Source organism: Stenotrophomonas geniculata, from assembly GCF_034508895.1.
Lineage (GTDB): Bacteria > Pseudomonadota > Gammaproteobacteria > Xanthomonadales > Xanthomonadaceae > Stenotrophomonas > Stenotrophomonas geniculata.
The window spans coordinates 3,551,902-3,563,792 of sequence record NZ_CP140571.1 but is presented as its reverse complement, the minus strand read 5'-3'; the positions used below and the strand labels follow the sequence as shown (position 1 = coordinate 3,563,792).

Genomic DNA, 11,891 nt, shown 5'->3' with positions numbered 1-11,891 from the left:
CAGTTCGCACCGGTATGGTGCTGGCGCCCGCTTCAGCACTGCCGACAGGATCGGCAAAGCGTGTTACCGGAAGACACACGCGGCGACACCGATTCGATTCCACAATCCTGAACTGGACGGTATAGTCCACCGCGTGAATCCGGCCTACCTCCCCGTTGCCCTCGACGCACGCGATGAGCGCGTGTTCGATGCCGTGCGCGAGCTGCTGGCCCAGCAGGGCATGCAGATGAGCATGGATGCGGTAGCCCAGCACGCCGGCTGCTCCAAGCAGACCCTGTACTCGCGTTACGGCAGCAAGCAGGAACTGCTGCGCCGGGTGATGCAGCGCCACGTCGGCCACGCCACCGGCGCCATGGTTCGTGCACTCCGCACTGACGACCTGCGTGCCAGCCTGCTCCAGTTCGCCACCGACTTTCTGGAGCACTTCAACCAACCGCACGTGGGCCAGGCCTGTCGGCTGATCGCCGCCGATGCATCCCAGTTTCCCGAAGAGGCGCGTACGCTGTACCGGCATGGTGCCGGCGCGCTGACGCTTCATCTTGCTGAATGGATTGAAACCGTTTGCATGCGAGGCCAGCTCCGGCATGACGACCCGCACTTCATGGCCGAACTGCTGCTGAGCATGATCGCCGGTCAGGATTTCGACAAACAGCGCTTCCATACCCCCCATCGTGATGACGCGCAGCTGCGTCGGCGCTGGGCAGAGTTCTCCGTCGACAGCTTCCTGCGCGCCTTCGCGCCTCAGCCGTCGCCGGCCCCGTCTTCAAACCAACCCCGGAGTTCCTCCTGATGACCGTCCCACTCCGCACCCTTGCCTTGACGTGCGCCGTTGCTGTCGCGCTGGCTGCCTGCAAGAAGCCGGAACAGCAGACGCCCCCGCCGCCGGAGGTGGGCGTGATCGACGCCAAGCCGCAGACCCTGCCGCTGCAGCGTGAGCTGGTCGGCCGCCTGTCGCCGTTCCGCAGCGCCGACGTGCGTGCGCGCGTGCCGGGCGTACTGCTCAAGCGCGTCTACCAGGAAGGCTCCCAGGTCAAGCAGGGGCAACCCCTGTTCCTGATCGACCCGGCGCCGCTGCGTGCCTCGCTCAACGCCTCCGAGGCCCAGCTGGCTTCGGCCCGCGCCACCTACGCCAATGCCAAGGTGGCCGCCGACCGCGCCCGTTCGCTGGCGCCGCAGCAGTTCGTCTCCAAGTCCGACCTGGACAACGCCGAATCGGCCGAACGCACCGCGCTGGCCGCGGTCAAGCAGGCCGAAGCGGCGGTGACCTCCTCGCGCATCAGCCTGGGCTATACCGAAGTGACCGCACCGATCAGTGGCGTGGCCAACAAGCAGCAGGTCACCGAGGGCGCACTGGTCGGCCAAGGCGATGTGACCCTGCTGACCACCGTCGACCAGCTCGACCCGCTGTACGTGAACTTCTCGCTGAGCGTGGATGAGCTGACCCAGCTGCGTGCGCAGCAGGCCAAGGGCGCGCTGGCGCTGTCGGGTGACGGCAAGGCCACGGTCAACGTCAAGCTGGCCGACGGCACCACTTACAGCGAGCCGGGCACGCTGGACTTCTCTTCGACCACGGTCGACCCGGCCACCGGCGCGGTGTCGCTGCGTGCGCTGCTGCCGAACCCGCAGCAGATCCTGCTGCCGGGTGCCTTCGTCAGCTTCCAGGCCAACCTGGGCGAGCGCAACAACGCCTACCTGGTGCCGCAGCAGGCACTGCTGCGTGACACCACCGGCGGCTACGTGATGGTGGTCGGTGCCGACGGCAAGGTCATCCGCAAGAACGTGAAGACCGACGGTGCACAGAACGGCAACTGGCTGGTCAGCGACGGCCTGGCCGCCGGTGACAAGGTGATCGTGGCCGGCGTGCAGAAGGTCAAGGAAGGCGCACCGGCAGTCGCCAAGCCGTGGACCCCGGGGCAGGACGCCAACGGCAAGCCTGCCGCAGGCGGCGCCGCTCCGGCGGGCGCGGCACCGGCCGCAGGCAAGGCACCGGCCGACGCGGCCAAGCCCGAGCAGGCCGATGCGGCCAAGCCGGCAGCCACCGATTCGAACAAGCAGTAACGGGAACCTTCCGTCATGCCTAAATTTTTCATCGAACATCCAGTCTTCGCCTGGGTGGTTGCGATCCTGATCTCGCTCAGCGGCGTGATCGCGATCCTCAACCTGGGCGTGGAGTCCTATCCCAACATCGCCCCGCCGCAGGTCACCGTCTCGGCCACCTACCCGGGTGCCAGTGCCGACACCACGGAGAAGTCGGTCACCCAGGTGATCGAGCAGCAGCTGACCGGTATCGATCACCTGCTGTACTTCAGCTCCTCGTCCGCCTCCAACGGCCGTGCACAGATCACCCTGACCTTCGAGACCGGTACCGATCCGGACATCGCCCAGGTGCAGGTGCAGAACAAGGTCTCGCTGGCCACGCCACGCCTGCCCTCGGAAGTCACCCAGCAGGGCGTGGTGGTGGCCAAGGCCAACGCCGGCTTCCTGATGGTGGTGGCGCTGCAGTCCGATACCCCCGCCATCAACCGTGACGCCCTGAACGACATCGTCGGTTCGCGCGTGCTCGACCAGGTCTCGCGTATCCCCGGCGTCGGCAGCACGCAGCAGTTCGGTTCCGAGTACGCCATGAACATCTGGCTGAACCCGGAAAAGATGCAGGGTTATGGCCTGTCGGCCAGCCAGGTGCTGGCGGCGGTGCGCGCGCAGAACGTGCAGTTCGCCGCCGGTGCGCTGGGTTCGGACCCGTCGCCGGAGGGCCAGCACTTCACCGCCACGGTCTCGGCCGAAGGCCGCTTCAGTTCGCCGCAGGAGTTCGAGAACATCATCCTGCGCGCCAATGCTGACGGTTCGCGCGTGCTGCTGAAGGACATCGCCCGCGTTGCCTTCGGTGCCAACAACTACGGCTTCGACACCCAGTACAACGGCAAGCCGACCGGCGCCTTCGCCATCCAGCTGCTGCCGGGCGCCAATGCCCTGAACGTGGCCGATGCGGTGCGCGCCAAGATGGACGAACTGCAGCCCAGCTTCCCGGCCGGCGTCACCTGGTTCTCGCCGTACGACAGCACCACCTTCGTCAAGATCTCGATCCAGGAAGTGGTCAAGACGCTGTTCGAGGCGGTGTTCCTGGTGTTCCTGGTGATGCTGATCTTCCTGCAGAACTTCCGCGCCACCCTGATCCCGACCCTGGTCATCCCGGTGGCCCTGCTCGGTACCTTCCTGGGCATGTGGATGATCGGCTTCACGATCAACCAGCTGACCCTGTTCGCGATGGTGCTGGCGATCGGCATCGTGGTCGATGACGCGATCGTGGTGATCGAGAACGTCGAACGCATCATGACCGAGGAGGGCCTGGCGCCGAAGCCGGCCACGCAGAAGGCGATGACCCAGATCACCGGCGCGGTGGTGGCGATCACCGTCGTGCTGGCCGCGGTGTTCATCCCCTCCGCCCTGCAGGGCGGTGCCGCCGGCGAGATCTACAAGCAGTTCGCGCTGACCATCGCCATCTCGATGGCGTTCTCGGCGTTCCTGGCGCTGGGCTTCACCCCGGCGCTGTGCGCGACCTTCCTCAAGCCGACGCACAACGACAACCCGAACATCGTCTACCGCACCTTCAACAAGTACTACGACAAGATCAGCCACACCTACGTGGGGCACATCACCTCGGCGGTGCGCCATGCGCCGCGCTGGATGATCCTGTTCGTGGTGCTGACCGCGCTGTGCGGCTTCCTGTTCACCCGCATGCCGGGCAGCTTCCTGCCGGAAGAAGACCAGGGCTATGCGCTGGCGATCGTGCAGCTGCCGCCGGGCTCGACCAAGGGCCAGACCAACGAAGTGTTCGCGCAGATGCGTGGCATCCTGGAAAAGCAGGATGGCTATGAAGGCATGCTGCAGGTGGCCGGCTTCAGCTTCGTCGGTTCCGGCGAGAACGTGGGCATGGGCTTCATCCGCCTGAAGCCGTGGGAGGAACGCAAGTTCACCGCGCCGGAGTTCATCCAGAACATGAACGGCGCGTTCTACGGCATCAAGGAAGCGCAGATCTTCGTGGTCAACCTGCCCACCGTGCAGGGCCTCGGCCAGTTCGGTGGCTTTGACATGTGGCTGCAGGACCGTAGCGGTGCCGGCTACGAACAGTTGACCCAGGCCCGCAACATCCTGCTCGGCCAGGCCGCGCAGAAACCGGACCACCTGGTCGGTGTGCGCCCGAACGGCCTGGAAAACGCGCCGCAGCTGCAGCTGCACGTGGACCGCGTGCAGGCGCAGTCGATGGGCATGTCGGTGTCGGACGTGTACAGCACCATCCAGCTGATGCTGGCCCCGGTGTACGTCAATGACTTCTTCTATGAAGGCCGCATCAAGCGCGTGACCATGCAGGCCGATGGCCCGTACCGCACCGGCCAGGAGTCGCTGAAGAGCTTCTACAGCCCGTCCAGCCTCACCACCAATGCCGACGGTACCAACGCGATGATCCCGCTCAACACGGTGGTCAAGTCCGAATGGGTGTCGGCACCGCCGTCGCTGAGCCGCTACAACGGCTACTCGGCGATCAACATCGTCGGTTCGCAGGCACCGGGCACCAGCTCGGGTGAAGCGATGCAGACCATGGAGGCGATCGTCAACGACGACCTGCCGGCCGGTTTCGGCTACGACTGGTCCGGCATGTCCTACCAGGAAATCCTGGCCGGCAACGCGGCGACGCTGCTGCTGGTGCTGTCGATCGTAGTGGTGTTCCTGTGCCTGGCCGCGTTGTATGAAAGCTGGTCGATCCCGGTGGCGGTGCTGCTGGTAGTGCCGCTGGGCGTGCTCGGCGCCCTCGGCCTGTCCATGCTGCGTGGCCTGCCGAACGACCTGTTCTTCAAGATCGGCCTGATCACCGTGATCGGCCTGGCGGCGAAGAACGCGATCCTGATCGTCGAGTTCGCGGTGGAGCAGCGCGCAGCTGGCAAGACCCTGCGTGATGCCACCATCGAGGCGGCACGCCTGCGTTTCCGACCGATCCTGATGACCTCGTTCGCGTTCATCATGGGCGTGATCCCGATGGCGATCTCCACCGGCGCCGGCGCCAACTCCCGCCACGCCATCGGTACCGGCGTGATCGGCGGCATGCTGTTCGCCACCCTGCTCGGCCTGTTGATGATCCCGGTGTTCTTCGTGGTCGTGCGCCGCATGCTGGGCGACAAGCTGGATGAACCGTCCAAGGAGTTCATGGAACGCCAGCGTGATGCGGATGCTGCACACCGCCCGGATCGTTGATCCGGTGGTGAGCTGAAACGAGAAAGGCCCCGGAGCGATCCGGGGCCTTTTTTCTGCTTTTGAATGCATCCCAACCAAGGTTGGCATCTACCAGGGCAACGACATGCCCGACGGCTGGCAATCACCAGAGCTGCGGCATGCCCGGTAGCCGCCAACCTTGGTTGGCGCCGTTCGGGCCACGTCTCAGCGCAGTAGCGCAATCACCACGCACACCACCACGAGAGCCAGCGCAGGCCATTGCATCGGCAGGAAGAAGAAGTGATGGGGTGCGGCCTCGCCCTTCTGCCGGGGCACACGATTGAGCCACAGGCCCAGCAGTACGTTCACCGCTGCGCCGATGCCTGCACCCAGCAGCACCTGGGGCAGTGGAGTGTTGCCCTTGGAGCCTTCATGCGGGAAGAAGTACGCCAGCAGCAGGATGGCTGCGATCGGCGTCACCAGCGTCATGAATCCCCAACCTCGATAGATCATCTTTGCAGACCGCGTAATAAACGACCTGTATTGGAACAGATCGGGTATCGCCCAGCCAGGAAGACCGTGTAGATCCACGCATGGCGTGGATCTACCGGCCGCGCCGCCGTTGCAGCGGCGCGGCCCTTGCCACTCAGCGCAGTCCGGTCTCGTTGCGGGCGATCACCAAGCGCTGGATTTCCGAGGTGCCTTCGTAGATCTCGGTGATCTTGGCATCACGGAAGTAGCGCTCCAGCGGCATTTCCTTCGAATAACCCATGCCGCCATGGATCTGCACCGCCTGGTGGGTGATCCACATCGCGGCTTCCGAAGCGGTCAGCTTGGCCACCGCGGCTTCGGTGCTGAAACGCTTGCCCTGGCCCTTCACCCATGCGGCGCGCAGGGTCAGCAGCAGCGCTGCGTCCAGCTTGCACTTCATGTCGGCGATCTTGGCCTGGGTCATCTGGAAGGTACCGATGGCCGCGCCGAACGCCTTGCGCTCCTTCACGTATTCCAGGGTCGCTTCATAGGCGGCACGGGCGATGCCGATGGCCTGCGAAGCGATGCCGATGCGGCCAGCATCAAGCACGCTCATGGCGATCTTGAAGCCCTCGCCTTCCTGGCCCAGCACGTCTTCGGCCTGCGCCACGTAATCGTTGAACTCGATCTCGCAGGTGGCCGAAGCACGGATGCCCAGCTTCGGCTCGGTCTTGCCGCGGCCGAAACCCGCCTTGTCGGTATCGATGATGAAGGCGGTGATACCACGCGCGCCCTTGTCCGGCTCGCTCATCGCGAACAGCACGATGTACTTGGCCACCGGGCCGGAGGTGATCCAGCTCTTCTTGCCGTTGATCACGAAGGTGCCGTCGGCCTGCTTCACCGCGCGGCAGCGCATGGCGGTCGCGTCCGAACCCGACTGCGGCTCGGTCAGCGCGAATGCACCGATGGCCTCGCCTTCGGCGATCGCACGCACGTAGGTCTGCTTCTGCGCTTCGGTACCGTGAGTGAGGATGCCGTTGCAGAACAGCGAGTTGTTCACCGACATGATGGTCGAATGGGCTGCGTCGGCGGCGGCGACCTCCACCATCGCCAGCACGTACGCGATCGGGTCCATGCCCGCGCCGCCGTATTCGGTCGGCACTTCGATGCCCATCAGGCCGTTCTCGCCGAGCAGGCGGATGTTGTCCAGCGGGAACTCGCCGGTACGGTCATGGTGCTCCGCGCTCGGAGCGATCTTCTCCTGCGCGATCCGCCGCGCCACGTCCTGCAACATCAACTGCTCTTCAGTAAAGCTGAAATCCACAACACCCTCCCGGGTACATGATGTTATGGGCCGCGCACGGCGTGCCCAGGTGCCCCGATTGTACCGGGGCCGGCGGCTTCCGTACGCCAGCGACTTGACCGCGGCAGGCCTTCTCAGCGAATATATCTCTATATCGCGATAGGTAGATATTTATGGATCTTGAAGACTGGTCGACCCGCCTGAAGGTGTTCGCCGATGCGACCCGCGTGCGCCTGCTGGCGCTGCTGGAGCAGGAGGAACTGACCGTGGCCGAACTGTCGGCGATCACCCGGCTGGCACAGCCGCGGGTGTCCACCCATCTGGCGCGCCTGAAGGAAGCCGGCCTGGTTCGCGACCGCCGTGCCGGCGTGTCGGCCTATTACCGCTTCGACGAGGCCCAGCTGGACCCCGCGCAGCGTGCATTGTGGCATGCCTTGAGCAATGGAAGCGACGACCCGCTGCTTCGCCAGGACGCCGAACGCGTCGCCGCCGTGCTGGCCCACCGCGCCTCCGACCAGAACTGGGCCGACAGCGTGGCCGGCGACATGGAGCGCCACTATTCTCCAGGCCGGACCTGGGAGGCCCTTGCGCGCACCGCGCTGCCACTGCTGGAAACCGGCGACGTGCTGGACATTGCCTCCGGTGATGGCGTGCTGGCCGAACTCGTCGCCCCGCATGCCAAGCGCTACATCTGTATCGACACCAGCGCACGCGTGGTCGCCGCCGCCAGCGAGCGCCTGCGCCGCCTGCCCAATGTGGAAGTGCGCGAGGGCGACATGCACGCCCTGCCGTTCAAGGACGGCAGCTTCGACCTGGTGGTGCTGATGCATGCGCTGACCTACGCCAGCAAACCGGCGCAGGCGGTGACCGAAGCCGCACGCGTGCTGCGCCCCGGTGGCCGCCTGCTGCTGTGCAGCCTCGCCCGCCACGAGCACAAGGCAGCAGTGGAGGCTTACGGCCACGTCAACCTCGGTTTCAGTGACAAGGAACTGCGCAGGTTCGTCGACAAGGCCGGCCTGCAGGTGTCCAGCCTGGAGACGGTCACCCGCGAAAAGCGTCCGCCGCACTTTGAAGTGATTTCACTGATCGCCAACAAGCCCTGAGCCGAGACCGCCATGCCTGCCCTGCCCTGGTTGCATCCTGATCGTGCCAACGCCCTGCTCGACGCCCTGCGCGAGCGGATCCTGATCATCGACGGCGCGATGGGTACGATGATCCAGCGCCATGGCCTGCAGGAAGACGATTACCGTGGCGAGCGCTTCGCCGATGGCTACGACCATCTGCATGGCCCCGGCTGCGATCACGCAACACCGGAAGGCCATGACCTGAAGGGCAACAACGATCTGCTGCTGCTGACCCGGCCGCAGATCGTCGCCGACATCCACACCGCCTACCTGGAAGCGGGCGCGGATCTGGTCGAGACCAACACCTTCAACGCCACGTCGGTCAGCCAGGCCGACTACCACCTCGAACACCTGGTGTACGAATTGAACAAGGCCGGTGCCGCAGTTGCGCGAACCTGCTGTGATGCAGTGGCTGCGACCACGCCGGGCAAGCCCCGCTTCGTGATCGGGGTGATCGGCCCCACCAGCCGCACCGCCTCGATCAGTCCCGACGTCAATGATCCGGGCTTCCGCAACACCAGCTTCGACGAGCTGCGCGACACCTACCGCGAAGCGATCGAGGGCCTGATCGACGGCGGTGCCGACACCCTCATGGTCGAGACCATCTTCGACACGCTCAACGCCAAGGCGGCGCTGTATGCGCTGGAAGAGGCTTTTGATGCGCGTGGCGCGCGCTTGCCGGTGATGATCTCCGGCACCATCACCGACGCGTCCGGACGCACCCTGTCCGGGCAGACAGCGGAAGCCTTCCATGCCTCGCTGGCGCATGCACGACCGCTGTCGATCGGACTGAACTGCGCGCTGGGTGCCGATGCCATGCGCCCGCACGTGGAAACCCTTGCACAGGTCGCCGGCTGTTATGTCAGCGCACACCCCAATGCCGGCCTGCCCAATGCCTTCGGCGAGTACGACGAAACGCCGGAGGACATGGCCAGTACCCTGCGAGGCTTCGCCGAAGATGGCCTGCTGAACCTGGTCGGCGGCTGCTGCGGTTCCACCCCGGACCATATCCGTGCAATTGCCGAGGCCGTGGCCGGGCTGCCGCCGCGCGCCCTGCCCGGTTCCCAGGAGCAGCAGGCCGCATGAGCACCTCGCCCTACACCCGCCTGTCCGGCCTGGAACCGCTGGTCATTACCCCGGATCTGCTGTTCATCAACGTCGGCGAACGCACCAACGTCACCGGCAGCGCGCAGTTCCGCAAGCTGGTCAAGGAAGGCCGCTACGAAGAAGCGGTGGACGTGGCCCGCCAGCAGGTGGCCAGCGGCGCGCAGATCCTCGACGTCAACATGGACGAGGGCCTGATCGATTCGGAAGCGGCGATGACCCGCTACCTCAACCTGATCATGTCCGAGCCGGACATCGCGCGTATCCCGGTGATGGTCGACTCCTCCAAGTGGAGCGTGATCGAGGCCGGCCTGAAATGCCTGCAGGGCAAGAGCGTGGTCAACTCGATCTCGCTGAAGGAAGGCGAGGCACTGTTCCGCGAACACGCACGCAAGGTCCTGCGCTATGGCGCCGCCGCGGTGGTGATGGCCTTCGATGAAAGCGGGCAGGCCGATACCTGCGCGCGCAAGGTCGAGATATGCACCCGCGCCTACCGCATCCTCGTCGACGAGATCGGTTTCCCGCCGCAGGACATCATCTTCGACCCGAACATCTTCGCCGTCGCCACCGGCATCGAAGAGCACGACAACTATGCAGTGGACTTCATCGAAGCCACCCGCATCATCAAGCAGACGCTGCCGCACTGCCATGTGTCCGGCGGTGTCTCCAACGTGTCGTTCTCGTTCCGTGGCAACGAAACGGTACGCCAGGCCATCCACTCGGTGTTCCTGTACCACGCCATCGCCGCCGGCATGGACATGGGCATCGTCAACGCCGGCGCCATGCCGATCTACGACGAGCTGGAGCCGGAACTGCGCGAGCGCGTGGAGGACGTGATCCTCAACCGCCGCAGCGACGCCACTGAGCGCCTGCTGGAAATCGCCGAGCGCTACAAGGGCAAGAAGGGCGCGGCAAAGACCGAGGACCTGGCCTGGCGCGAGAAGCCGGTGGCGCAGCGCCTGGCGCACGCGCTGGTGCATGGCCTGGACGCCTATGTGGAAGAGGACACCGAACTGGCCCGCCAGGCCTCCAGCCGCCCGCTGGATGTGATCGAAGGCCCGCTGATGGACGGCATGAACGTGGTCGGCGACCTGTTCGGCGCCGGCAAGATGTTCCTGCCGCAGGTGGTGAAGTCCGCGCGCGTGATGAAGAAGGCGGTGGCCTACCTGCTGCCGTACATCGAAGCGGAAAAGGCGCGCAGCGGCGACACCGCCAAGAGCAACGGCAAGATCATCATGGCCACGGTGAAGGGCGATGTGCATGACATCGGCAAGAACATCGTCGGCGTGGTCCTGGCCTGCAACAACTTTGAAGTAGTCGACCTTGGCGTGATGGTGCCGGCACAGAAGATCCTCGATGCCGCCCGTGAACACAACGCCGACCTGATCGGTCTGTCCGGGCTGATCACTCCGTCGCTGGAGGAGATGAGCCACGTCGCCCGCGAGATGCAGCGCCAGGGCTTCGAGCTGCCGCTGCTGATCGGTGGCGCCACGACCTCGCGTGCGCATACCGCGCTGAAGATCGACCCGCATTACAAGGCCCCCACGGTGTGGGTGAAAGATGCCTCGCGCGCGGTCGGCGTGGCCCAGTCGCTGATCTCGCGTGACCTGCGTGAAGCCTTCGTTGCCGCCAACGAGGCCGACTATGCCGAGATCCGCGCGCGCCACCGCAATCGCGGCGATGCCAAGCGCCTGGTCACGCTGGAACATGCACGCGGGCAGAAATTCCAGGGAGGATGGGACAGCTACACGCCGCCGGCACCGAACCAGCCCGGCCTGCACGTATTCGACGACTACCCGCTGGCCGAACTGGTCGACTACATCGACTGGACGCCGTTCTTCCAGGCCTGGGAGCTGGCCGGCAAGTTCCCGGCCATCCTCACCGACGAGATCGTCGGCACTCAGGCCAGCGATCTGTACAAGGATGCCCGCGCGATGCTCGAGCGCATCGTCGGCGAAAAGTGGCTGACCGCCAAGGCCGTGTTCGGCCTGTGGCCGGCCAACAGCGTCGGCGACGACGTGCGCGTGCAGCACCCGCAGGGCGAGACCACGCTGCACTTCCTGCGCCAGCAGGTGGACAAGCCGCCCGAGCGCCCCGATTTCTGCCTGGCCGATTTCATCGCGCCGGCCGACAGTGGCCAGCAGGACTGGATCGGCGCCTTCGCGGTGACCGCCGGCATCGGCATCGACGCCCACGTGGCGCGCTTCGAGGCCGACCATGACGATTACAACGCGATCCTGCTCAAGGCCCTCGCCGACCGCTTCGCCGAAGCGTTGGCCGAGCGGCTGCACCAGCGCGTACGCACGGAATTCTGGGGCTACGACCACGCCGAGACGCTGGACAACGAGGCACTGATCGACGAACAGTATCGCGGTATCCGCCCCGCGCCGGGCTATCCCGCCTGCCCGGAGCACAGCGAAAAGCGCTGCCTGTTCGACCTGCTGCAAGCCGAAGCGAACGCCGGCATGGCGTTGACCGAGAGCTTCGCGATGCTGCCCACCGCAGCGGTATCGGGTTACTACTTCAGCCACCCGCAGAGCCAGTACTTCGTGGTCGGCCGGCTCAGCCGCGAACAGGTCGGCGACTACGCACGCCGCAAGGGCGTGGACCGCGCCCAGGCCGAGCGCTGGCTGGCCTCCAACCTCGACTACGATCCCGAATGACACAGAAAAGGGGCGGAGGGG

Annotated in this window: 8 protein-coding genes; 6 read left to right on the top strand and 2 right to left on the bottom strand. The window is 65.5% G+C overall.

Features of this window, described 5'->3' with window-relative positions:
- Positions 1 to 133: 133 nt before the first annotated feature.
- The 3 genes from RI032_RS16420 to RI032_RS16410 are packed head-to-tail and all read left to right on the top strand — an operon-like array spanning position 134 to position 5,247.
- Complete coding sequence (locus RI032_RS16420) at positions 134 to 790, top strand: TetR/AcrR family transcriptional regulator (protein ID WP_010480437.1); 657 nt, start codon at positions 134 to 136, stop codon at positions 788 to 790.
- Entirely contained in the window at positions 790 to 2,058 is a 1,269-nt protein-coding gene (locus RI032_RS16415; RefSeq protein ID WP_322547322.1) for an efflux RND transporter periplasmic adaptor subunit, read from the top strand. The genes RI032_RS16420 and RI032_RS16415 overlap by 1 nt, the downstream gene beginning before the upstream one ends.
- A gap of 15 nt (positions 2,059 to 2,073) precedes the next feature.
- Positions 2,074 to 5,247 (top strand): multidrug efflux RND transporter permease subunit, encoded by a 3,174-nt coding sequence (locus RI032_RS16410; protein WP_322547321.1) that lies wholly within the window; start codon positions 2,074 to 2,076, stop codon positions 5,245 to 5,247.
- 183 nt (positions 5,248 to 5,430) lie between these two features.
- On the opposite strand, the gene RI032_RS16405 is transcribed toward RI032_RS16410, so the two are convergent.
- Both RI032_RS16405 and RI032_RS16400 read right to left on the bottom strand, forming a co-directional pair.
- A complete protein-coding gene (locus tag RI032_RS16405; RefSeq protein WP_019337351.1) occupies positions 5,431 to 5,694 on the bottom strand; it encodes a hypothetical protein in 264 nt (87 codons plus the stop codon).
- 157 nt (positions 5,695 to 5,851) lie between these two features.
- Positions 5,852 to 7,000, bottom strand: a complete 1,149-nt coding sequence (locus RI032_RS16400) for an acyl-CoA dehydrogenase family protein (protein WP_010480433.1) — start codon at positions 6,998 to 7,000, stop codon at positions 5,852 to 5,854.
- Positions 7,001 to 7,152: 152 nt separating this feature from the next.
- On the opposite strand from RI032_RS16400, the gene RI032_RS16395 reads away from it, so the two are divergent.
- Genes RI032_RS16395 through metH form a run of 3 tightly spaced genes read left to right on the top strand, consistent with a single transcriptional unit; the run spans position 7,153 to position 11,870 of the window.
- The gene (locus tag RI032_RS16395; RefSeq protein WP_010480432.1) at positions 7,153 to 8,082 is read left to right on the top strand and encodes an ArsR/SmtB family transcription factor; all 930 of its coding nucleotides are present in this window, start codon (positions 7,153 to 7,155) and stop codon (positions 8,080 to 8,082) included.
- A 12-nt stretch (positions 8,083 to 8,094) separates the two neighbouring features.
- Positions 8,095 to 9,189: a homocysteine S-methyltransferase family protein gene (locus RI032_RS16390; RefSeq protein ID WP_010480431.1), complete on the top strand. Its 1,095-nt coding sequence runs from the start codon at positions 8,095 to 8,097 to the stop codon at positions 9,187 to 9,189.
- A complete protein-coding gene (gene metH / locus RI032_RS16385) occupies positions 9,186 to 11,870 on the top strand; it encodes a methionine synthase (RefSeq protein WP_322547320.1) in 2,685 nt (894 codons plus the stop codon). Before RI032_RS16390 ends, metH begins: the two co-directional genes overlap by 4 nt.
- Positions 11,871 to 11,891: the final 21 nt, after the last annotated feature.